This window comes from Micromonospora sp. PTRAS2, from assembly GCF_054052245.1.
This window is the reverse complement of sequence record NZ_JBSWBU010000005.1, coordinates 67928-93721: the sequence shown is the minus strand read 5'-3', so window position 1 is coordinate 93721 and position 25794 is coordinate 67928. Positions and strand designations below refer to the sequence as shown.

Sequence of the window (25794 nt, the reverse complement as noted above, 5' to 3'; positions counted from 1 at the left end):
CGTGTTGGTCCGTCGCCCCGGCAGCGTTCACGTCAGGACACCCCCAGCTCCCGGTCGATGAAGTCGAAGACCTCGTCGGGGGTGGCGTCCTGGAGCTTCCCGGCGACGGTGTCCCCGCCCGCGCCCGCCGGGGCGTCGTCGGCGTTGAGGGAGGCCAGCAGGGCTCGCAGCCGCTCGGTGATCCGGATCCGGGCGCTGCGGTCCGGTGCCGAGCCGGTGAGCGCCGCCTCCAGCCGGTCCAGCTCCCCGAAGACCGGCGCGACGCCGACCACCCCGCCGTCGACGATCGCCGCCCGCACGTACTCGGCGAGGCCGGCGGCGGTCGGGTAGTCGAAGACGACCGTGGCGGGCAGCCGGACGCCGGTCGCCACGGTGAGCCGGTTGCGCAACTCCACGGCGGTCAGCGAGTCGAAGCCGAGTTCCCGGAACGCCCGGTCGGGTTCGACGGCGTCCATCGAGGCGTGCCCGAGCACGGCGGCGGCCTGGCCGCGTACCAGATCGAGGAGGGTCTTGCGCCGCTCGGCGTCGGTCTGCCCGGCGAGCAGCGCGGCGAGGGACTCGGCGTTCGTGCCGGCGTCGTCGGCCCGCGTGGCGGCGGCCTGCTGCGCCTCGGCGATGCCGGCGAGCAGCGGGCTGGGCCGGACGGCGACGAAGCCGGGCACGTACCGGGCCCAGTCGATGCCGGCCACCAGCGTCGCCGGCTCGCGCCGGGCCACGCAGTGGGCGAGCACGGCGAGCGCGGGGGCGGTGTCGAGGCGGGCGACGCCGGTGCGGCGGCGGCGCTCCTCCACGGCCGGGTCGGCGGCGGCCATCCCGCCGGCCGCCCACGGTCCCCAGGCGATCGACGTGGCCGGCAGGCCCTGCCGGTGCCGCTGCTCGGCCAGCGCGTCGAGGTACGCGTTCGCGGCGGCGTAGCTGCCCTGCCCGGCCGCGCCGAGCTGCCCGGCCATGGCGGAGAACAGCACGAACGCGCGCAGCTCCCGGCCGACGGTCAGCTCGTGCAGGTGCAGCGCGCCGAGCACCTTGGGCCGCAGCACGGTGGCGATCCGGTCGGCGGTGAGCCCGTCGAGGACCCCGTCGTCGAGGACGCCCGCCGCGTGCACGACGGCGGTCAGCGGCGCGTCGGCCGGCACCTCGGTGAGCAGCTTCGCCAGGGCGGCGCGGTCGGCGACGTCGCAGGCGGCGACGGTGACCCGCGTGCCCGCCCCGGTCAGCTCCCGGACCAGGTCGGCGGCGCCCGGGGCGTCGGCGCCCCGGCGGCTGACCAGCAGCAGGTGCTCGGCGCCCCGGGCGGCCAGCCAGCGGGCCACCTCCGCGCCGAGGGCCCCGGTGCCGCCGGTGACGAGGGTGGTGCCCCGGTGGTCGGGCTCGTCGGCGGCGGGGGTCCCGCCGGGGGCCCGAACGAGGCGGCGGACGAGGATCGTGGCCCCGTCGACCGCGACCTGGTCCTCGCCGTCGAGGCCGGCGATGACGGCGCAGAGCAGGTCCCAGCCGTGGTCGTCGAGGGTGGCCGGCACGTCGACTAGGCCGCCCCACCGCTCGGGGTGTTCCAGGGCGACGACCCGGCCGAGGCCCCACAGCAGCGACTGCTCCGGCCGGTCCATCGTCCCGCCCCGGGTGGTGCCGGCCGCGCCCCGGGTGACGCACCACAGCGGTGCGGCCACGTCGAGGTCGCCGAGGGCCTGGACCAGGGCGAGGGACCGGGCGAGGAACGGCGGCACCGGCTGGGTGTCGTCGACCGCGCCGTCGGCGAGGGCGAGCAGCGACAGCACCCCGTCGGCGGGGACCCGTCCGCCGTCGCCGTCACCGGTCGCGGCGGCCAGGTGGGCGGCGACGGCGGCCCGGTCGGTCAGCTCCTCGGGCAGGAGCACCAGCCGCACGTCGGCGCCCCGGCGGGTCAGCTCGGCGACGGCCGCCTCGCCCTCCCCCGCGTGGCGCTCGTCGGCGACGACCCACCAGTCGCCGGAGAGGAAGCTGACGGGCGTGCCGGTGTACGGCTGCCAGACGGGGCGGTAGCGCAGGTCGTCCAGGGTGGAGCGCTCGCGTTGCTGCCGTCGCCAGGAGGCGAGCACCGGCAGGGCCGCGCCGAGCCGTTCGAGGGAGTCGGTGGCGTCCTGCGCGGTGAGTTCCGCGAGCGCGGCCAGGTCCTCCCGCTCGACGGCCGCCCAGAACGCGGAGTCGACGCCGCTCGGGGCCTCGTCCGCGCCGGCCAGCTCGGCCTTCGTGGGCCAGAACCGACCCCGGTCGAACGCGTACGTGGGCAGCGGCACCACGCCGGCCCCGGCGAGGACCTTCGTCAGGTCGACGGGCAGGCCGATCGCGTGCGCGGTGGCCAGGTTGGTCAGCAGCCGGGCCGGGTCGTCGTCACCCCGCCGCAGGCTGCCCAGGGTGTGGCCGGTGACGCCGGCATCGTCGAGGATCGCCGTCACCGGCATCGTCAGCACCGGATGCGGACTGATCTCCACGAACGTGGTGTGCCCGGCGGCAACAGCGACCCGCACGGCCGCGTCGAACTGGACGGTCTGCCGCAGGTTGTCATACCAGTAGTCGGCGGTCATCGACGCCGGATCCACCCAGTCACCGGTGAGCGTCGACACGAGCCGGACCCGACCCGACTGCGGGGCGACGTCAGCCAGATCCGCCCGCAGCCGCTCCGCCACGTCCTGCACCGACGGCGAATGCGACGCGTAGTCCACCGGAATCAACCGCGCCCGGATCCCGTCCGCCTGACACGCATCCACCAGCTCCGCGACCGGCTGCGGCGGACCCGACACGACCACCGTCGACGGGCCGTTCACCGCCGCCACACCCACACCCGGGAACGCGGGGAAACGCTCGGTGACCGCGTCGGCGGACAGGTCCACCGACGCCATCGCACCGGTCCCCCGCAACACCGCAAGCGCCCGCGACCGCAGCGCCACCGTCTTCGCCGCGTCCTCCAGGGACAGGATCCCCGCCACGCAGGCGGCACCGATCTCACCCTGGGAGTGCCCGACCACCGCCTGCGGGGACACGCCCGCGTGCTCCCACACCGCCGCCAGGGCGATGCCCACCGCCCACAGGACCGGCTGCACCACCTCCACCCGTTCCAGCCACGACTCGTCGTCGCCGGTCAGCACCGACACGAGATCCACGTCGAGGTGGGGGGCGAGGGCCCGCTGGCACTCGGCCAGCTTCGCGTCGAACACCGGCGCACGACCCACCAGACCGGCGGCCATGCGTGCCGACTGCGCACCCTGACCCGGGAACACGAACACCGGCCCGGAACCGTGCCCCGACGCCACACCGGCGACCACGTTGCCCGCCGGCTGACCGGACGCAAGCGCGTCCAACCCGGCGAGGAACTCCTCCACACCCGAGCCGACCACGGCAGCCCGCTGGTCGAACGTCGACCGCGTCGTCGCCAGGGACCAACCGACCGCCGCCGGCTCCACGTCGCCGTGCTCGCGCAGGTGCCGCGCGAGGCGGGCCGCCTGACCGGCCAGGGCAGCCTTCGACCGGGCCGACACCGGCCACACCGTCACCCCGGCGACGACCAGGCCCGGACCGCCCGTGCCGTCGGCCGCGATGAGGCCGTCGGTGCCGGTGGCCTCGGCGGCGGGCAGGTCGTCGGGCAGTTCGAGGATGACGTGGGCGTTGGTGCCGGAGATGCCGAACGACGACACCGCCGACCGCCGCGTACGACCCGTCTGCGGCCACGGCGTCGCCTCGGTCGCCAACTCCACCGCGCCCGCAGACCAGTCGATGTGCGGCGACGGCGCGTCCACGTGCAGCGTCGCCGGGACGACGCCCTCCTGCATGGCGAGGACCATCTTGATGATCCCGGCGACGCCGGCCGCCGCCTGCGTGTGGCCGATGTTCGACTTCACCGAGCCGAGCAGCAGCGGCGTCTGGCGGCCCTGCCCGTAGGTGGCCAGGAGCGCCTGCGCCTCGATCGGGTCACCCAGCGTGGTGCCGGTGCCGTGCGCCTCCACCACGTCCACGTCCGCCGTCGACAATCCCGCCGAGGCGAGGGCCTGCCGGATCACCCGCTGCTGCGACGGACCATTCGGCGCGGTGAGCCCGTTCGACGCGCCGTCCTGGTTCACGGCGGAGCCGCGTACGACGGCGAGAACCCGGTGACCGTTACGCCGCGCGTCGGACAGCCGCTCGACGAGGAGCACCCCGACGCCCTCACCCCACCCGGTGCCGTCCGCGCCGGCCGCGAACGCCTTGCAGCGGCCGTCGGCGGCCAGGCCGCGCTGCCGGGAGAACTCCACGAACAGCCCCGGCGTCGCCATCACGGTGACGCCGCCGGCCAGCGCGAGATCGCACTCGCCGCGCCGCAGCGCCTGCACCGCCAGGTGCAACGCCACCAGCGACGACGAACACGCCGTGTCCACCGACACCGCCGGCCCCTCCAACCCCAACGCGTACGCCACCCGACCCGACACCACGCTCGCGGCATTCCCCGTGCCCGCGAAGCCCTCCACCTCGTCCACGGCCACCATGAGCAGGGCCCCATAGTCCTGGCCATTCGTGCCGACGAACACCCCTGTTCGCGAACCCCGCAACCCCGCCGGATCAACCCCTGCCCGCTCCACCGCCTCCCACGACGCCTCCAGCAGCAACCGCTGCTGCGGGTCCATCGCCATCGCCTCACGGGGCGAAATGCCGAAGAAAGCCGCATCGAAGTCGGCCGCCTCGTAGAGGAAGGCGCCGCTGCGGACGTAGGAGGTGCCGGAGGAATAGGGGTCGGGGTCGTACAGCCGGTCGATGTCCCAGCCCCGGTCGCCGGGCAGGTCGGACACGGCGTCGCGGCCGGCGTGCAGCATCTGCCAGAACCGTTCGGGGTCGACGGCACCGCCGGGGAACCGGCAGGACATGGCGACGATGGCGACGGGCTCGTCGTCGGTGAGCGACACGGAGGCGGTCTGCGCGACCGCTTCGGCCCCGCCGCCGAGTTCCTCGTGCAGGTGCCGGGCGAGGACGGTGGGGGTGGGGTAGTCGAAGACGAGGGTCACCGGCAGGCGCAGCCCGGTGGCGGTGGCGAGCCGGTTGCGCAGCTCCACGGCGGTCACCGAGTCGAAGCCGAGGTCCCGGAACGCGTGGTGCGGGTCGACGGCGTCGCCGCCGGCGTACTTGAGGACGGTGGCCGCCTGTCCGCGCACCAGGTCGAGCAGCGCGGCCCGGCGCTCGTCGGCGCTCATCCGGCCGAACGCGGCGGCGGGGCCGGCCTCGTCGGTCTCCTTCGCCTCGGCGAGGCCCTTGCTGGCGGCGAGCTGCTGCGCCTCGGGGATCTCGGCGATCAGCGGCCCGGGCCGGGTGGCGGTGAACGCGACGTAGAACCGGTCCCAGGCGATGTGGGAGATGGTCAGGTACGTCTCGTCGTGCTCGACGGCCTGGTGCAGCGCGGCGACGGCGAGCCGGGGGTGCATCTCGGGTGCGCCGTGGCGGTGCAGCATCCGGCCGAAGTCGCCCTCGGCCATGCCGCCGCCGCCCCAGGCCCCCCAGCCGATGGAGGTGGCGGGCAGGCCGAGGCCGCGGCGGTGCTCGGCGAGGGCGTTGAGGAACGCGTTGCCGGGGGCGTAGTTGCCGACGCCGGAGCTGCCGACGGTGCCGGCCATGGAGGAGAACAGGACGAACGCGTCGAGGTCGTGGTCGCGGGTCAGCTCGTGCAGGTTGAGCGCGGCGGTGACCTTGGCACTGAGGGCGTAGTCGACCTGGTCGAGGGTGAGCGAGCTGATGACCGAGTCGTCGAGGACGGCGGCGGTGTGCACCACGGCGGTGAGCGGGTGTTCGGCGGGCAGGTCGGCGATGACGGCGGCGAGGGCGTCGCGGTCGGCGGCGTCGCAGGCGGCCACGGTGACGCGCGCGCCGAGCCCGGTCAGTTCGGCCTCCAGCTCGGCGATGCCGTCGGCCTGCCGGCCGCGCCGGCTGAGCAGCACCAGGTGGGACGCGCCGTTGGCGGCGAGCCAGCGGGCCATGTGCCCGCCGAGGGCGCCGGTGCCGCCGGTGACGAGGGCGGTGCCGGAGGGCCGCCAGGTCCGGGTGGCGGGGGCGTCGCCGAGCGGGGCGCGCAGCAGCCGCCGGCCGAACGCGCCGGCCCGGCGCAGGGCCACCTGGTCCTCGCCGTCGGCTCCGGCGAGGATGCGGGCGAGGCGGCGGCCGGTGGTGTCGTCCGGGTCGGCGGGCAGGTCGACGAGGCCGCCCCAGCGGTCTGGGTGTTCGAGGGCGGCGACCCGGCCGAAGCCCCAGGCGAGCTGCTGCCCCGGGTGCGGCAGCGGGTCGGCGGGGTCGGTGGAGACCGCGCCGCTGGTCAGCGCCCACAGCGGGGCGCGGACGCCCGCGTCGCCGAGGGCCTGGGTGAGGGTGACGGTGGCGGCGAAGCCGACGGGCACGTGGGGGTGGGCGGGCGTGGGCGTCTCGTCGGGGGCGAGCAGGGAGACGATCCCGGCGGCGGGGTGGGTGGCGGCGAGGTCGCGCAGCCGGGCCGCGAGGGCGTCGCGGTCGGTGCGATCGGCGGCCAGGGCCACGGGTACGACGGTCGCGCCGCGCCGGGCGAGGGCGTCGCGGGTGAACGCGGCGAGCGCGGCACCGGCCCGCTGCTGTCCGGCGGCGCTGCCGTCGGTGTCGGTGCCGTCCGGGCCGGTGACCAGCCACCAGGTGCCGGTGAGGGCGGGCTCGTCGCCGCCGTCCGCAGCGACGGGCAGCCACGCGTCGCGGTACCGCCACGAGTCGATGGTGGCCTGGTCGCGGTGCCGGCGTCGCCAGGCGGTGAGGGCGGGCAGCACGTCGGCGAACGCCGACTCGGGCACGGTGCCGCCGTCGGTGGCGGCGGCGAGTTCGGCGGTGAGCGCGGCCAGGTCGCCGTTCTCGACGGCGGCCCAGAACCGGGCGTCGGACTCACCCTCGGGGGCGGGGCCGGGGGCCGGGGCGGCGGTGGTGGCGGCGGGCCGGGGCCAGTAGAGCTGCCGCTGGAACGGGTACGTGGGCAGGTCGCGGCGGCGCGCGGGCAGCCCGGCGTACGCGGGTCGCCAGTCGACGGGCGTACCCCCGGTGAAGACCTCGGCGACGGCCCGGTGGAACCGGCCGAGGTCGCCCTCGTTGCGCCGCAGGGTGCCGGTGACGGTGACCGCGCCCGGGTCGGCGGCGGCCAGCTCGACGCTCTCCTGCACGGCCATGGTGAGCACCGGGTGGGCGCTCACCTCGACGAACGTCTGGTAGCCGGCGGCGACGAGGCTGCGCACCGCCTCGTCGAAGCGGACGGTCTGGCGCAGGTTGCGGTACCAGTAGTCGGCGTCGAGGCCGGCGGTGTCGAGCCAGTCGCCCGTCACCGTGGACCAGAACCGGATCTCGCCGGTGCGGGGGGTCAGCCCGGCGAGCAGGTCGACCAGCTGCTCGCGCAGCGGCTCGACGTGCGCGGAGTGGGAGGCGTAGTCGACGGGCACCCGGCGGACCCGGGTCTCGCGGGCCTCGTAGTGGGCGACGAGTTCGTCGAGGGCGGCGGAGTCGCCGGAGACGACGACGGAGGTGGGGCCGTTGACGGCGGCGAGCGCGACGCGGCCGTCCCAACGGGCGATGGTGGCGGTGGCCTCGTCGGCGGTGGTGGCGACGGAGACCATGCCGCCGTCCCCGGCGATGCCGGCGATGATCCGGCTGCGCAGGGCGACCACGGCCGCCGCGTCGTCGAGGCTGAGGGCCCCGGCGACGTACGCGGCGGCGATCTCGCCCTGCGAGTGGCCGACGACGGCGGCGGGGCGGACCCCGTACGACTGCCAGAGGGCGGCGAGGGAGACGCCGACGGCGAACAGGGTGGGCTGGACGACGTCGACGCGTTCCAGGGACGGCGCGTCGGGCGCGCCGCGCACCACGTCGACGGGCGACCAGTCGACGTACGGGCGCAGGGCCTCGGCGCACGCGGCGAACGTCTCGGCGAAGACTCCGGCGGTGTCGAGGAGCTCGGCGGCCATGCCGACCCACTGGGAGCCCTGGCCGGGGAAGACGAAGGCGACCTCGCCGGGCGTACCGGTGCCGGTGACGGTGTCCGGGGCGGATTCTCCGGCGGCGAGCGCGCCCAGCGCGGCGGTCAGGCCGGCGCGGTCGGCGGCGAGGACGACGGCCCGGTGGTCGTGGGCGGCGCGGGTGTCCACGAGGGACCAGCCGACGTCGGCGAGGGCGTCGTCGGCGACGGTGTCGAGGTGGTCGGCGAGGTCGCGGGCGCGGGCGGCGAGGGCGTCGGCGGTGCGCCCGGACAGCACCCAGGGCAACTCCCGGGCCGGCGCGGCGGCCTGCTCTGCGGAGGCCGGCGCGGGCTCCTCCTCGGGGGCCTGTTCGAGGATGGTGTGCACGTTGGTGCCGCTGATGCCGAACGAGGAGACCCCGGCGCGGCGGACCCCGTCGGCGGGCTCCCACGGGCGGGCCTCGGTGAGCAGCGCGACGTGGCCGGCGGACCAGTCGACGTGCGGGGTGGGCTCGTCGACGTGCAGGGTGGGCGGCAGCACCCCGTGCCGCATGGCGAGCACCATCTTGATCACCCCGGCGACGCCGGCCGCGGCCTGGGTGTGGCCGACGTTCGACTTGATGGAGCCGAGCCACAGGGGCCGGTCGGCGGGGCGGTCCTGGCCGTAGGTGGCGAGCAGCGCCTGGGCCTCGATCGGGTCGCCGAGGGTGGTGCCGGTGCCGTGCGCCTCCACGGCGTCGACCTGGTCGGCGGTGAGCCCGGCGTTGGCCAGGGCCTGCCGGATGACCCGCTGCTGGGCGGGCCCGTTGGGGGCGGTCAGCCCGTTGGACGCGCCGTCCTGGTTGACGGCGCTGCCCCGCACGATGGCGAGGACGGGGTTGCCGTCGCGGCGGGCGTCGGAGAGCCGCTGGAGCACCAGCAGGCCGACGCCCTCGCCCCAGCCGGTGCCGTCGGCGGCCCCGGCGAACGGCTTGCACCGGCCGTCGGCGGCCAGCCCGCGCTGGCGGGAGAAGCCGACGAAGATGCCGGGGGTGGCCATGACGGTGGCGCCGCCGGCGAGGGCGAGGTCGCACTCCCCCGCCTGCAGGGCCTGCGCGGCGAGGTGCAGGGCGACCAGCGACGACGAGCAGGCCGTGTCGACGGTCACGGCGGGGCCGTGCAGCCCGAAGGTGTACGACAGCCGCCCGGAGATGACGCTCGCGGAGGTGCCGGTGGCGAGGTAGTTCTCGTCGACGTCCCCGGCGGCCATCAGCAGCGAGCCGTAGTCCTGGCCGTTGGTGCCGACGTACACGCCGGTGCGGCTACCGCGCAGCGCGGTCGGGTCGATCCGGGCCCGCTCGAACGCCTCCCAGGTGGCCTCCAGCAGCAGCCGCTGCTGCGGGTCCATGGCGAGGGCCTCGCGGGGGCTGATGCCGAAGAAGGCGGGGTCGAACTCGCCGGCCCCGGCGACGAAGCCGCCCTCCCGCACGTAGCTGGTGCCGAGGTGTTCGGGGTCGGGGTGGTACAGCTCGGCGATGTTCCAGCCGCGCTCGCCGGGCATCAGGGTCATCGCGTCGGTGCCGTCGGCGAGGAGGTCCCACAGTTGCTCCGGCGAGCTGACCCCGCCGGGGAACCGGCAGCTCATGCTGACGATGGCGACGGGCTCGCGGTGGGTGTCGGTGCCGGCGGCGACGACGTCACCGGGGGTGTCGCCGGGCAGCCGGTTGGTCAGCCCGTGCAGGTGGGCGGCCAGCTCGGCGACGGTGGGGTGGTCGAAGACGAGGGTGGCGGGCAGGGTCATGCCCGTCTCGGCCGTGAGCCGGTTACGCAGCTCGACGGCGGTGAGCGAGTCGAAGCCGAGGTCCCGGAAGGTGCGCTCGGGCAGCGGCCTGCCGGCCGGGTAGCCGAGCACCACGGCGGCCTGGGTGCGCACCAGCTCGGTGAGCTGCGGCAGGGACCGGCCGACGACGACGGCCCGGACGGGGCCGGTCGCCACGGCGGGCACGCCGGGCAGGGCCGCGATCAGCGGGTTCGGCCGCCCCCAGGACGCGGCGAGGCGTCCCCAGTCGACGTCGGCCACGGTGACGGCCGGCCCGGCGGCGTTGACGACCCGGCCGAGGGCGCTGACGGCCTCCGCGGCGGGCAGCGGGTTGATGCCGCCCCGGGTGAGCCGGGCGGTGAGCGCGGCGGTGGCGGCGGCCATCCCGTCGGCGGCCCAGGCGCCCCAGGCGACGGCGGTGGCGGGCAGCCCCTGGGCGTGCCGCCACGCGGCGAACGCGTCGAGGTAGGCGTTGGCCGCCGCGTAGTTGCCCTGCCCGGCGCTGCCCACGACCCCGGCGAGGGAGGAGAACAGCACGAACGCGTCGAGGTCCCGGCCGACGGTGGCGTCGTGCAGCACTTGGGCGGCGGTGACCTTGCCGGCGAGGACGGCCTGCATCCGGTCGACGTCGAGTCCGTCGAGGACGCCGTCGGCGACGATCCCGGCGGTGTGCACGACGGCGGTGAGCGCGGGCAGGCCGGCGACGAGGGCGGTGACCGCCTCCCGGTCGGTGACGTCGCAGGCGACGACCCGCACCGCCCCGGTCCCCCGCAGCTCCTCGATCAACTCGGCGGCACCGGGGGCGTCCGCGCCACGCCGGGACGCGAGCACCACCTCGGCCGCCCCGTTGGCCAGCAACCACCGGGCCGTGTGCCGACCCAACGCACCCGTACCCCCGGTCACCAGCACCGTCCCCGACGGACGCCAACCCGACCCCACCGGCGGCGCGGCGGGCACGAGCCGCCGCCCGAGGACGCCCTGCGGGCGGATCGCCACCTGGTCGTGGCCGGCGTCGGCGAGGACGGCGAGCAGGGCGTCCCCGCCCGCCCGGTCGAGCCGGCCGTCGTCAATGCCGCTGCCGGTGACGGGCAGGTCGACGCCGTTGCCGGTGCCGGGCAGGTCGACGAGGCCGCCCCAGCGGTCGGGCTGTTCGAGGGCGATCACCCGGCCGAGGCCCCAGGCCGCCGCGGCCGACGGGTCGGCGATCCGCTCGCCGCCGCCGACGGAGACCGCGCCCCGGGTGAGGCACCACAGCCGGCCGGGCAGGCCGGTGCCGGCGAGCGCCTGGGCGAGGGTGAGCAGCAGCGCGGTGCCGGCGGGCACGGCGGGGGCGTCCGGCAGCGGCGCGTCCCGCTCGGGCAGCAGGCAGACCACCCCGGCCCAGCCCGCTTCCCAGCCCGATTCCCCGGCGTCTCCCCGATCCCCCGCAGCCCCGCGCTCAGCGCCGGCTTCCTGTCCCCCAGCCGCGCCCGGCTCCCCGAGCCGCCGCAGCGCCTCCCCCAGCTCGCCCCGCCCGACCCCACCGCGAACGCCGAGCACCTCGACCCGGGCCCCGCCCCGGCGCAGCGCCTCCACCACCCCGCGATCTTGCAGTTCCGGCCCCGACAAAAGCCGCGTTCCGCCCGTTTCGGGGGCCGTAACTGCAAGATCGGCAGGGAGGGTGGGGGTGACGACGAGCCAGCGGCCCGGCAGGGGCCGGGTCGGGGCCAAGGCAGGGGGCACGGGTTTCCAGGTGACGCGGTAGGTCCAGGCGTCCAGCGCGGCGTCGCGCTGGCGGGCCCGCCGCCACGACGACAGCACCGGTACGGCGGGGGCGAGCGCCTCGATCGCGGCGGGATCGTCCTGCACGGCCAGGTGGGACGCCACCTCGGTCAGGTCGCCGCGCTCGACGGCGGCCCAGAAGTCGCCCTCGGTGCCGGCGGCGTGTTCGGCCTGCGCGGCGGCGACCGCGCCGGCCTCGGGCCAGTACCGCTGGTGCTGGAACGCGTACGTGGGCAGGTCCACCCGGGACGCGCCCGTGTCGGCGAACCACGGCCGCCAACCCACCGACACCCCGTTGACATGCAGCTCCGCCAGGGCGGCCAGCAGACCGGCGACCTCCGGCCGATCCCGACGCTGGGCGGCCACCGCGAGCACCGAAGCCTCGGGCAACGCCTCCGCCGTCAACGCCGTCAACACACTCTGCGGGCCGACCTCCAGGAACGTGTCCACCCCGGCAGCCCGCAATGCCGCCACCCCGTCGGCGAACCGCACCGCCTCCCGCACATGCCGCACCCAGTAGTCGACGCCACGGATCTCGTCAGGATCGGCCAGCGCCCCGGTCACGTTCGACACGACGGGCAGCTCGGGCGCGGCGAAGGTCAGCCGCGACAGCACCGCCCGGAACTTCGCGAGCATCGGCTCCATCAACGGACTGTGGAACGCGTGACTCACCGCCAACCGACGGGTCCGCACCCCCCGACCCCGCCACGCCTGCTCCACCTCGTCCAGGGCATCCACCGCACCCGACACGACGACGGAAGCCGAACCGTTGACGGCGGCGATCCCGACCCGGTCGGACAGCCCGTCTCGCGAGGCCAGCCCGTCCAGCGACGCCAACACGTCCGCCTCGGCCGCATTGACCGCCAACATCCCACCACCGGCCGGCAACGCCTGCATCAACCGACCCCGCGCCACCACCAGAGCACACGCATGCTCCAGCGACAACACCCCCGCCACATGCGCCGCCACGATCTCACCAACCGAATGACCACCCACGAAGTCCGGCACCACACCGAACGACTCCACCAGACGGAACAGGGCCACCTCGACCGCGAACAACCCCGCCTGCGTGAACACCGTCGAATCCAGCAGCCCCGCCTCAGCGGAGCCCTCCGAAGCGAACAGCACCGACTTCAACGGCTGCGGCAACCCACGGTCCAGGTGCCCGCACACCTCGTCCAACACCGACGCGAACACCGGGAACGACGCGTACAACTCCCGACCCATCCCCGCCCGCTGCGCGCCCTGACCGGAGAAGAGCACGGCGAGCTGGCCGCGCGAGGTGGCCGTACCGGACAGGACGTTGCCGGCCGGGGTGCCGGCGGCGAGGGCGCGCAGCCCGGCGAGGAGGTCGTCGCGGCCCGTCGCCGCGACCACCGCGCGGCTGTCCAGGGCAGCGCGGGCGGTGACCGACGACCACGCCACGTCGAGGGGACGTGCGTCGGGGTCGGCGTCGAGCCGGGCGGCCCAGCGGCCCGCCTGCGCGGCGAGGGCGGCGTCGGTGCGGGCGGACAGCAGCACCGGCACGGCGGGCAGCGCCCGCGCGGGGGCGAGATCCTCAGGTGCCGCCTCGGCGGAGGGGGCCTGCTCGATGATGGTGTGCGCGTTGGTGCCGGAGACGCCGAACGACGACACGGCGGCCCGGCGGGGCCGGTCCACGGCCGGCCACGGCCGCGCCTCGGTGGCGAGTTCCACGGCCCCGGCGGACCAGTCGATGTGCTGCGACGGCGCGTCGACGTGCAGGGTGGGCGGCACGACGCCGTGCCGGATGGCCTGCACCATCTTGATCACACCGGCGACGCCGGCGGCGGCCTGGGTGTGGCCGATGTTCGACTTGACCGACCCCAGCAGCAGCGGCGTCTGGCGGTCCTGCCCGTACGTGGCGAGCAGCGCCTGCGCCTCGATCGGGTCGCCGAGCCGGGTGCCCGTGCCGTGCGCCTCGACGACGTCCACGTCCACCGGCGACAGGCGCGCCGAGGCGAGGGCGTGGCGGATGACGCGCACCTGGGAGGGGCCGTGCGGGGCGGACAGGCCGTTGGACGCGCCGTCGGAGTTGACGGCGCTGCCCCGCACGACGGCGAGGATCGGGTAGCCGTGGCGTTGGGCGTCGGAGAGCCGGGCGAGCAGCAGCATGCCGACGCCCTCGGACCAGGAGGTGCCGTCGGCGGCGGCGGCGAACGCCTTGCACCGGCCGTCGGCGGCCAGCCCGCGCTGCCGGCTGAAGCCGACGAAGACCGCCGGGGTGGGCATGACGGTGACGCCGCCGGCCAGGGCCAGCTCGCAGTCGCCGTTGCGCAGCCCCTGGGCGGCGAGGTGGATCGCGACGAGCGACGAGGAGCAGGCGGTGTCGACGGTGACGGCCGGCCCTTCGAGGCCGAGCGTGTACGCGACGCGGCCGGAGATGACGCTTGTGGCGTTGCCGGTGAGCAGGTGCCCCTCGCCGTTCTCGGCCTGCGCCATGATCCCGTCGTAGCCGTGCGAGGCCGCGCCGACGAACACGCCGGTGCGGCTGCCCCGCATGGTGGCCACGGGCAGGCCGGCCCGCTCGAACGACTCCCACGCGGTCTCCAGCAGCAGCCGCTGCTGCGGGTCCATCGCGAGGGCCTCACGGGGGCTGATGCCGAACAGGTCGGCGTCGAAGTCGGCGGCGTCGTAGACGAAGCCGCCCTCGGAGACGTAGCTGGTGCCGGGGTGGTCGGGGTCGGGGTGGAACAGCCGGTCCAGGTCCCAGCCCCGGTCGGCGGGGAACGGGCCGATGCCGTCCCCGCCGTCGCGGACGAGGTCCCACAGCTGCTCGGGCGAGGCGACGCCGCCCGGGTAGCGGCAGCTCATCGCGACGATGGCGATGGGTTCGCCGTCGCGGGCCTCCAGCTCCCGCAGCCGACGCCGGGTGCGCCGCAGCTCCGAGGTCGTACGCTTCAGGTACTCGACGTACTTCTCGTCCTCGTTGCTCACCGTGGACCCACCTCACTCGGCATGCCGTGGTCGTTGCGGCTGGTCACGACGTCTCCAGCTCGCGGTCGATCAGGTCGAAGATGTTCTCGGCGGTCGCCGACTCCAGGTCGTCGTCGCCGCCCGCGTCGGACTGCCGCTCGGCCAGCCGGTCCAGCAGGCCGTGCAGCCGGTCGGTGATGCGGCGGAACTCGTCGTCGGCCGGGTCGAGGCCGGCGAGGGCCGCCTCGATGCGGTCGAGGTCCAGGCCGGCCCCGGCGAGCGCCCCGCCCCCGGTCCCGCCGGCACCGGCCCCGCCGGGCCCCGCCCCGAAACCAGCCGCCGCCGGGGCGAGCTGCCCGGCGAGGTGCGCGGCGAGCGCGGCCGGCGTCGGATTGTCGAAGACGAGGGTGGCGGGCAGCCGCAGCCCGGTGGCCGCGCCGAGCCGGTTGCGCAGCTCGACGGCGGTCAGCGAGTCGAAGCCGAGTTCGCGGAAGGCCCGGGTCGGCTCGATGCCGGCCGGGTCGCCGTGGCCGAGGACGACGGCGACGTTCGACAGCACCAGGTCGCGCAGGGCGCGTACCCGCTTGTCGGCGGTGAGGCCGGCGAGCCGCGCCGCGTACGCCTGCCCGTCGGCGGCCTCACCGGCGGCGGCCCGGCGGCCGGCGGCGCGGACCAGCCCGGTCAGCAGCGGGTGCACGGGCGCGCCCGGCGCGGCGACCCCGGTGCTGATCTTCGCGGGCATCAGCACGGCCCGCTCGGACCGCCAGGCGGCGTCGAACAGGGCGAGGGCCTCCTCGTTGGACAGGGCGGCCATGCCGCCCCGGTCGAGGCGGCGGATGTCGGCGGCGTCGAGGTGCCCGGTCATGCCGCTGGCCTGCGCCCACCGGCCCCAGGTCAGGGAGACCGCCGGCAGGCCGAGGGCCCGCCGGTGCTCGGCGAGGGCGTCGAGGAACGCGTTGCCGGCGGCGTAGTTGCCCTGCCCCGGGCCGCCGAAGACCCCGGCGGCGGCGGAGAACAGCACGAACGCGGTCAGCTCGTGGCCGGTCGTGGCGCGGTGCAGGTTCCAGGCGGCGTCGACCTTCGGCCGCAGCACGGCGGCGAGCCGGTCGGGGGTCATCGACTCCAGCACCCCGTCGTCGAGGACACCGGCCGCGTGCACGACGGCCCGCAGCGGGTGCCGGGCGTCCACCATGGACAGCACGTCGGCGACGGCGTCCGGGTCGGCCAGGTCGGCGGCGACGATCGACACGTCCGCGCCGAGCGCCTTGAGGTCGGCCAGCAGCGCGTCGGCGCCCTCGGCGTCGGGTCCGCGCCGGCTGACCAGCAGGAGCTGCCGGGCGTCGTGTGCGGTGACCAGGTGCCGGCAGAGCAGCGCGCCGAGCGTGCCGGTCGCGCCGGAGACGAGGACGGTGCCGTCGAGGCGGGGCACCTGCGGGATGCTCAGGGCGAGCTTGCCGACGTGCCGGGCCTGGCTGAGGAAGCGGAACGCCTCCGGGGCGCGCCGGACGTCCCAGTCGCGGCGGGGCAGCGGGCGCAGCGCACCGGTGGCGAACAGCGCCACCAGTTCGGCGAGCATCTCGCCGATCTTGTCCTGGCCGGCCTCGATGAGGTCGAACACCTGGTAGCCGACGCCGGGATGGTCGGCGGCGACCCGCTGCGGGTCCCGCTTGTCGGTCTTGCCCATCTCGACGAACCGGCCGCCGGGGGCGAGCAGCCGCAGCGACGCGTCGACGTACTCGCCGCTGAGCGCGTTGAGCACGACGTCCACGCCGCGCCCGCCGGTGCGGTCGCGGAACGCGTCGACGAAGTCGAGGCTGCGGGAGGAGGCGACGTGCGCGTCGTCGAAGCCGGTGGCGCGCAGCGCCGGCCACTTGCCGGGGCTGGCCGTGCCGTAGACCTCCGCGCCGAGGTGGCGGGCGATCTGCACGGCGGCCATGCCGACGCCGCCGGCCGCCGCGTGCACCAGCACGGACTCGCCCGCGTCGAGGCGGGCCAGCTCGACCAGGCCGTACCAGGCGGTGAGGAAGACCACCGGCACGGCGGCGGCCTCCGCGTACGACCAGCCGTCGGGGATGCGGGTGACGAGGCGGTGGTCGGTGACGGCGACGCTGGCGAACGAGCCGGAGAACAGGCCCATCACCCGGTCGCCGGGGGCCACGCCGGTGACGCCGGGGCCGACGTCGAGCACCACGCCCGCGCCCTCGTTGCCCAGCACCTCCTGGTCGGGGACCATGCCGAGGGTCAGCACGACGTCCCGGAAGTTGAGGCCGGAGGCGCGCATCGCGACGCGTACCTGCCCGGCCGGCAGCGCGTCGCCGACCTCGGGGCAGGGCAGCACGGCCAGGTTCTCCAGGGTGCCCTTCTCGGTGACGTCGAGCCGCCACGGCACGTCGTCGCCGGGCAGGGCCAGCGTGCCGGCGTCGCGGGCCCGCACCAGCCGGGGCACGAGCAGCGCGCCGTCGCGCACGGCGACCTGCGGCTCGCCGCAGGCGACGGCCGCCGGGACGGCCGCGAGGCAGCCGGCGTCGTCGTCGGCGTCCAGCAGCGTGAACCGGCCGGGGTGCTCCGCCTGCGCCGAGCGGACCAGCCCCCACAGGGCGGCGCGCGCCAGGTCGCGGGGGGCCTCGCCGGGGGCCGCGCCGACCGCCCCGGCGGTGCGCAGCACCAGGCGGGACCGCTCCAGGCCGGGTTCGGCGAGCCAGTCCTGCACGAGCGCGAGAGCCTCCCGGGCCGCGTCGTGCGCGGCGTCGCCGGCCCGCGCCGGGTCCGCGCCGACCCACTGCGCGACCACCACATCGGGTACGTCGCCGCAGCGCTCGACCTCGGCGGCGAGGGCGGCCAGGTCGGCGTGGGCGGTCACGGGGTGCCCGGCGGCGGCCAGCGCGGCGGCGAGGCCGGCCGGGTCGTCGCCGAGCACCGCCCAGCGGGTGCCGCCCGTGGCGTCCGTGCCGCCTACCGCGTTGACCGGCTGGTCCAGCGGCGTCCAGTCGAGGTGGAACAGGCAGTTGCGGCGCAGGGCGGCGGCCTCGTCGGCCCGGCCGGCGGCGACCGGGCGGAACGTCAGCGACTCGACGGTGGCGACGGGCTGCCCGGCGGTGTCGGCGAGCGTGACGGCGAGGGTGTCGGGGCCGAGGGGGCGCAGCCGCACCCGCAGCCGGGTCGCCCCGTGGGCGTGCAGGCCGACGGCGCGGAACGCGAACGGCAGCCAGCCCGTGCCGGCGGTGTCGCCGCTGGCGGCCACGTCGCCGTCGCGCTTGCCGGCACTGTCGCGGTTGCCGTCGCCGAGCAGCCCGGTGAGGCCGCTGGCCTGGAGCGCCGCGTCGAACAGGGCGGGGTGCAGGCCGAAGCGGGGCGCGTCGGCGGCCACCGCGTCGGGCAGGGCCACCTCGGCGTACGCCTCGTCGACGCCGCGCCACACCCGGCGCAGGCCCCGGAAGGCCGGGCCGTAGCCGAGGCCGCCGCCGGCCATGTCGGCGTACCAGGCGTCAAGGTCCGCGTCGACCTCGACGGCGTCGGCGGGCGGCCACTCCCCCGGCACGACCAGCGGGGCGGGGAGCTGCGGCAGCAGCAGGCCCTCGGCGTGCCGGGTCCATTCGCCGTCGCCGTCGCCCTCGGGGCGGGAGTGCACGGTGACGGTCCGCTCGCCGGTGTCGCTGGGCGCGCCGACGCGTACCTGCACCTGCACGGCCCCGGCCGGTGGGACGACGAGCGGGCTGATCAGGGTGAGGTCGCCGACCTGGCCGGCGTCGACCTCGTCGCCGGCCCGGACGACCATGTCGACGATCCCGGTCCCGGGGACGATCACCGCCCCGCCGACGGCGTGGTCCGCGAGCCACGGGTGGGTACGCACCGACAGCCGGCCGGTGAGCACGACCGTCTGGTCGTCGGCGACGGGGATCGCGGCGCTGAGCAGGGGGTGTCCGGCGTCCTGGAGGCCGGCGGCCCCGACGTCCCGGACCTGGTGCGCGGGTGGCTCCAGCCAGTACCGGCCCCGGTCGAACGCGTACGTGGGCAGCGGCACGGTGCCGGTCGCGGCGAGGACCTTCGTCAGGTCGACGGGCAGGCCGATCGCGTGCGCGGTGGCCAGGTTGGTCAGCAGCCGGGCCGGGTCGTCGTCACCCCGCCGCAGGCTGCCCAGGGTGTAACCGGTGACGCCGGCGTCGTCGAGGATCGCCGTCACCGGCATCGTCAGCACCGGATGCGGGCTGATCTCCACGAACGTGGTGTGCCCGGCGGCAACAGCGACCCGCACGGCCGCGTCGAACTGGACGGTCTGCCGCAGGTTGTCATACCAGTAGTCGGCCGTCATCGACGCCGGATCCACCCAGTCACCCGTCAACGTCGACACGAGCCGGATGTGGCCCGGCTGCGGGGCGACGTCGGCCAGGTCCGCGCGCAGCCGTTCCGCCACGTCCTGCACCGACGGCGAATGCGACGCGTAGTCCACCGGAATCAACCGCGCCCGGATCCCCTCGGCCTGACACGCGTCCACCAGGTCCGCAACCGGCTGCGGCGGCCCGGACACGACCACCGTCGACGGGCCGTTCACGGCGGCCACACCCACACCCGGGAACGCGGGGAGACGCTCGGTGACCGCGTCAGCGGACAGGTCCACCGACGCCATCGCACCGCTACCCCGCAGCACCGCCAGGGCCCGCGACCGCAGGGCAACCGTCTTCGCCGCATCCTCCAGGGACAGGATCCCGGCGACACACGCCGCGCCGATCTCACCCTGGGAGTGGCCGACCACCGCCTGCGGGGACACGCCCGCGTGCTCCCACACCGCAGCCAGAGCGATACCCACCGCCCACAGGACCGGCTGCACCACCTCCACCCGCTCCAACCACGACTCGTCATCCCCCGTCAACACCGACACGAGATCCACGTCGAGGAACGGGGCGAGGGCCCGCTGACACTCGGCCAGCTTCGCGTCGAACACCGGCGCACGACCGACCAGGCCGGCGGCCATGCGTGCTGACTGCGCGCCCTGACCCGGGAACACGAACACCGGCCCGGAGCCGTGACCCGATGCCACACCGCTGACCACGTTGCCCGCCGGCTGACCGGACGCCAGCGCGTCCAACCCGGCGAGGAACTCCTCCACACCCGAACCGACCACGGCGGCCCGCTGGTCGAACGTCGACCGGGTCGTCGCCAGGGACCAACCGACCGCCGCCGGCTCCACGTCGCCGTGCTCGCGCAGGTGCCGCGCGAGGCGGGCCGCCTGACCGGCCAGGGCAGCCTTCGACCGGGCCGACACCGGCCACACCGTCACGTCGGCGTCGACCAGCCCCGGCGAGCGGGCCCCGGCCGGCGCGTCGGCGGGCTCGTCGCCCTGCTCGACGATGACGTGGGCGTTGGTGCCGGACATGCCGAACGACGACACCGCCGCCCGACGGGGCCGGCCCGCCCCGGGCCACGGGGTGGCCTCGGTGACCAGTTCGACGGCTCCGGCCGTCCAGTCGATGTGCCCCGAGGGGGCGTCCACGTGCAGGGTGGCGGGCACGGTCCCGTGCCGCATCGCGAGGACCATCTTGATGATCCCGGCGACGCCGGCCGCCGCCTGCGTGTGACCGATGTTCGACTTCACCGACCCCAGCAACAGCGGCGTCTCCCGACCCTGCCCATACGTCGCCAGCAACGCCTGCGCCTCGATCGGATCACCCAACGTCGTGCCCGTCCCGTGCGCCTCCACCACGTCCACATCGGCCGTGGACAGACCCGCCGACGCGAGGGCCTGCCGAATCACCCGCTGCTGCGACGGACCATTCGGCGCAGTAAGACCATTCGACGCACCGTCCTGATTCACCGCGGAGCCCCGCACCACGGCCAGCACCCGGTGCCCGTTACGCCGGGCATCCGACAACCGCTCCACCAGGAGCACCCCGACGCCCTCACCCCAACCGGTGCCGTCCGCGCCGGCCGCGAACGCCTTGCACCGCCCGTCAGCCGCGAGGGCCCGTTGGCGGGAGAACTCGGCGAAGGTGGCGGGGGTGGTCATCACGGTCACGCCGCCGGCCAGCGCCAGGTCGCACTCGCCGCGCCGCAGCGCCTGCACCGCCAGGTGCAGTGCGACGAGGGACGACGAACACGCCGTGTCCACCGACACCGCCGGCCCCTCCAACCCCAACGCGTACGCCACCCGACCCGACACCACACTCGCCGCGTTGCCGGTGCCCGCGAAGCCCTCCGCAGCATCGGCGGACATCATCAACAGGGCCCCATAGTCCTGGCCGTTGGTGCCGACGAACACCCCTGTTCGCGAACCCCGCAACCCCGCCGGGTCAACCCCTGCCCGCTCCACCGCCTCCCACGACGCCTCCAGCAACAGGCGCTGCTGCGGGTCCATCGCCGCGGCCTCACGGGGCGAGATGCCGAAGAAGGCCGCGTCGAAGTCGGCGGCGTCGTGGAGGAAGCCGCCCTGGTCGGCGTAGCTGGTGCCGGGGGTGGCGGGGTCGGGGTCGAAGAGCCGGTCGAGGTCCCAGCCCCGGTTGGTGGGGAAGTCGCCGATGGCGTCGACGCCGTCGGCGACGAGCCGCCAGAGCTGGTCGGGGTCGGCGATGCCGCCGGGGTAGCGGCAGGCCATGCCGACGATGGCGACGGGGTCGTCGCCGTCCACGGTGGGCGCGGCGGCGGCCGGGGCGGGGTCGGCGGCGTCGCCGAGGAGGCCGCCGAGCAGGAAGCGGGCCAGCACGATCGGGCTGGGGTGGTCGAAGACGAGGGTGGTGGGCAGGGCCTGCCCGGTGGCGGCGGCGAGCCGGTTGCGCAGTTCCACGGCGGTGAGCGAGTCGAAGCCGAGGTCCCGGAACGCGGTGGTGACGCCGATGGCGGCGGGTCCGCCGTCGTGGCCGAGCACGTCGGCGGCATGGTCGCGGATCAGGTCGGCGAGGGTCTCCTCGCGGCGGGCCGGGGTGAGCCCGGCGAGGCGGCGGCGCAGGGTCGCGGCGGGGCCGTCGTCGCCGTCGTCGGTGGGTGCGCCGCCGTCGAGGGCGGCCTTCGCCTCGGGTACGCCCTCCAGCAGGGGCCGCCGCCGGGCGGAGGCGTACGCGGGGGCGAACCGGGTCCAGTCGACGTCGGCGACGGTGAGGGTGACGTCGTCGTGGTCGAGGGCCTGCGCGAGCGCGCCCATGGCGACGGCGGGGTCCATGGCGGGTACGCCCCGGCGGCGCAGCTGCTGGTCGGAGTCGGCCCCGTGCATGCCGCCGTCGGCCCAGGGGCCCCAGGCGACGGCGGTGCCGGCGTGCCCGTCGGCGCGGCGCTGCTGCACGAGCGCGTCGAGGTAGGCGTTGCCGGCGGCGTAGCCTGCCTGGCCGGCGCTGCCCCAGGTGGCGGCGATGGACGAGTAGACGACGAAGGCGTCGAGGTCCCGGTCGGCGAGCAGGTCGTGCAGGTGGGTCGCGCCGGTGGTCTTGCCGCCGGTCACCTCGGCCAGTTCGGCGGCGGTGACCTCGGCGAGGGGGGTGGTCTGGGCGACGCCGGCGGTGTGCACGACGGTGCGCACGGGCGGGCCGTCGGCTTCGACGCGGCGCAGCAGGTCGGCGAGGGCGGCCCGGTCGGCGATGTCGCAGGCGGCGACGGTGACCCGGGTGCCGAGGGCGGTGAGTTCGGCTTCGAGGTCGGCGGCGCCGGGGGCGGCGGGGCCGCGCCGGCTGACGAGGACGACGTGTTCGGCTCCGGCTGCGGCGAGCCAGCGGGCGGCGCGCGCGCCGAGGCCGCCGGTGCCGCCGGTGATGAGGGCGGTGCCGGTGGGCGTGTAGCGGCGGGCCGGGGGGCGGTCGCCGAGGGCGGCGCGGACGAGGCGGCGGGCGAAGACGCCGGGGCCGCGTACGGCGAGCTGGTCCTCGCCGGTCGTGCCGGTGAGGATCGCGGCGAGCCGGCCGGCGGCGCGGGCGTCGGGTCGGGTGGGCAGGTCGACGAGGCCACCCCAGCGGTGCGGGGCCTCGACGCTGACGACCCGGCCGAGGCCCCAGGTGGCGGCCTGGGCGGGGTCGGCGAGCCGGTCGTACGCGGCGGCGGCGACGGCGCCCCGGGTGACCAGCCACAGCGGGGCGTCGTGGCCGGCGTCGCCGAGGGCCTGGGTGAGGGCGAGGGTGGCGGCGAGGCCGGGCAGGGTGGCGGCGTCGGCCGATGGTGCCCAGGCGAGCAGGGAGACGACCCCGGCGAGCGGCGTGTCGCCGAGGGCGGCGGCGAGGGCGGCGCGGTCGGCGTCGGGGGCGACGGTCAGCGGCAGCGGGTCGGCCCCGACGTCGGTGAGCGCGGCGCGGACGGCGGCCACGGCCGGGTCGTCGGCGTGGCCGGCGGGGAGCGCGAGGAGCCAGGTGCCGGCGAGCCGGCCGGGGGTGGGTTCGGCGGTGACCTGCCATTCGGCGCGGTACCGCCAGCCGTCGAGGACGGTGTGTTCCTGCCGCTGCCGCCGCCAGTCGGCGAGGGCGGGCAGCAGGGCGCGCAGGGAGTCGGCGGTGGCGTCGTCGATGTGGAGGGTGTCGCGCAGGGCGTCGAGGTCGGCGCGTTCGACGGCGTCCCAGAACCGGTGGTCGAGCGGGTCGGTGCCGGTGGCGGGGTCGGCGGGGGCCTCGGCGGGCACCCAGTAGTGCTGCCGCTCGAACGGGTAGGTGGGCAGGTCGACGAGGCGGCCAGGCCGGTCGGCGAGGACGTCGGCCCAGCGGACGCCGGTGCCGGCGACGTGCAGGTGGGCGAGCGCGGCGAGCAGGGCGCGGCGTTCGGGGCGGTCGCGGCGCAGGGCGGGCACGACGGCGGCGGGGGCCACGTCGGCGGCGGCGGTGACGGTGGCGAGGGTCTCCTCGGCGGCGGCGGCGAGGACGGCGTCGGGGCCGACCTCGACGAAGGTGCCGACGCCGTGGGCGCGCAGGGTGCGTACGCCGTCGGCGAAGCGGACCGCCTCGCGGACGTGCCGCACCCAGTAGTCGGTGCTGCGTAGCGCCTCCGGGTCGGCGAGGTCACCGGTCACGTTCGACACGATCGGCAGCGTGGGGGCACGCAGGTCGAGCCCGGCGACGACGGCCGCGAACCCGGCGAGCATCGGCTCCATCAACGGGCTGTGGAACGCGTGGCTGACCTTCAGCCGCCGCGTCTTCACCCCACGCGCGGCCCACCGCCCGGCCACCTCGTCCACGGCGGACGCCGCGCCCGACACCACGACGGACGTCGGGCCGTTGACGGCGGCGATCCCGACCGGGCCGGTCACCCCGTCCAGCGACTCGACGACGGACGCCTCGTCGGCGGCGACGGCCAGCATCGCCCCGCCGGGCGGCAACGCCTGCATCAGCCGACCCCGCGCCGCGACCAGCTTCGCCGCGTCGGCGAGGGTCAACACCCCGGCGACGTGCGCGGCGACGACCTCCCCGATGGAGTGGCCCGCGACGAGGTCCGGGGCGATGCCGAAGGAGCCGAGGAGCCGGTGCAGGGCCACCTCCACGGCGAACAGCCCGGCCTGGGTGAACACGGTCTGGTCGAGCAGCGCGGCCTCGGGCGTGCCGGCGTCGGCGAACAGCACCTCCCGCAGCGGCCGGGGCAGGTGCGGGTCGAGCGCGGCGCACACCTCGTCGAGGGCCTGCGCGAAGACGGGGAACGCGGCGGCCAGCTCACGGCCCATGCCGGCGCGCTGCGCGCCCTGCCCGGAGTAGAGGAACGCGACGGCGCCGCGTTCGGCGGCGGCACCGGTGACGAGGCCGGGGGCGGGCCGGTCGTCGGCGAGGGCGGTCAGGGCGGCGAGCAGCCCGTCGGTGTCGTCGGCGAGGACGACGGCCCGGTGTTCCAGGGGGCTGCGGGAGGTCACCGAGGACCAGGCGACGTCGGCGGGGTGGGGGGCGGCGTCGGCGACGTACCGGGACCACTGCTCGGCCTGGCGGCGCAGCGCGGTGCGCGTGCGGCCGGTGAGCAGCACGGGCGCGGGCGGCTCGGGGCGGTCGGCGGCGGCGGTCGCGGCGTCGGCCTCGGGTTGTTCGAGGATGAGGTGGGTGTTGGTGCCGCTCATGCCGAACGAGGAGACGGCGGCCCGGCGGGGCCGGTCCACGGCCGGCCACGGGGTGGGCTCGGTGACGAGGGTGACCGCGCCGGCGGCCCAGTCGACGTGCGGGGTGGGCTCGTCGACGTGCAGGGTAGCGGGCACGGTGCCGTGCCGCATCGCCAGGACCATCTTGATGATGCCGGCGATGCCGGCGGCGGCCTGGCTGTGGCCGAGGTTGGACTTGATCGAGCCGAGCAGCAGCGGCGCGGCGTCGCCCCGGTCCTGGCCGTAAGTGGCGAGCAGGGCCTGGGCCTCGATGGGGTCGCCGAGGGTGGTGCCGGTGCCGTGGGCCTCGACGACGTCGACGAGGTCGGGGGTGAGCTTCGCGCCGGCCAGGGCCTGCCGGATGACCCGCTGCTGGGCGGGGCCGTTGGGGGCGGTGAGCCCGTTGGACGCGCCGTCGGAGTTGACGGCGGAGCTGCGGATGATCCCGAGGACGGGGTGGCCGTTGCGGCGGGCGTCGCTGAGGCGTTCGAGCAGGAGCATGCCGACGCCCTCGGACCAGCCGGTGCCGTCGGCGGCGGCGGCGAACGACTTGCACCGGCCGTCGGCGGCGAGCCCGCGCTGGCGGGAGAACTCGACGAACGGGCCGGGGGTGGCCAGCACGGTCGCGCCGCCGGCGAGGGCGAGGCCGCACTCGCGCTGGCGCAGGGCCTGGCAGGCGAGGTGGACGGCGACCGACGACGACGAGCAGGCGGTGTCGACGGTGACGGTGGGCCCCTCCAGGCCGAAGGTGTAGGCGAGCCGGCCGGAGACGACGCTGGCGGCGGAGCCGGTGAGGACGTAGCCCTCGACGCCGGGGGCGCGGTGCAGCACGGCGGCGTAGTCCTGGCCGGAGGTGCCGACGAACGCGCCGGTGCGGCTGCCGCGCAGGGACAGCGGGGCGATGCCGGCGCGTTCGAACAGTTCCCAGGTGACCTCCAGCAGCAGCCGCTGCTGCGGGTCCATGGCGAGGGCCTCGCGGGGGGAGATGCCGAACAGGGCGGCGTCGAAGCGCCCGGCGTCGTAGAGGAACCCCCCGGCGGCGGTGTAGGAGGTGCCGGGGTTGTCGGGGTCGGGGTGGTGCAGCCGGTCGAGGTCCCAGCCCCGGTCGGTGGGGAACTCGCCGATGGCGTCGCCGCCGGCGGAGACGAAGTCCCACAGCGCCTCGGGTGAGCTGATGCCGCCGGGGTAGCGGCAGCTCATCGCGACGATGGCGACCGGCTCGGACTCCTCGGCGGTGACCTCGCGCAGCCGCTGGCGGGTCTGGTGCAGCTCGGCGATGACCCGCGTGAGGTACTCGCGCAGCCTCTCTTCGTCCGCCATGGTTGATCTCGCTCCCTCGTGTGGCAC

At 76.4% G+C, this 25794-nt stretch carries 2 protein-coding genes; both read right to left on the bottom strand.

Annotated elements, in window-relative coordinates; translation table 11 throughout:
- Window positions 1–32 precede the first annotated feature (32 nt).
- Window positions 33–14456, bottom strand: a complete 14424-nt coding sequence (locus tag ACVMYR_RS18400; RefSeq protein WP_457122319.1) for a type I polyketide synthase — start codon at window positions 14454–14456, stop codon at window positions 33–35.
- Window positions 14457–14499: 43 nt separating this feature from the next.
- On the bottom strand, window positions 14500–25794 hold the full coding sequence (locus ACVMYR_RS18395) for a type I polyketide synthase (protein WP_457122318.1): 11295 nt from the start codon (window positions 25792–25794) through the stop codon (window positions 14500–14502).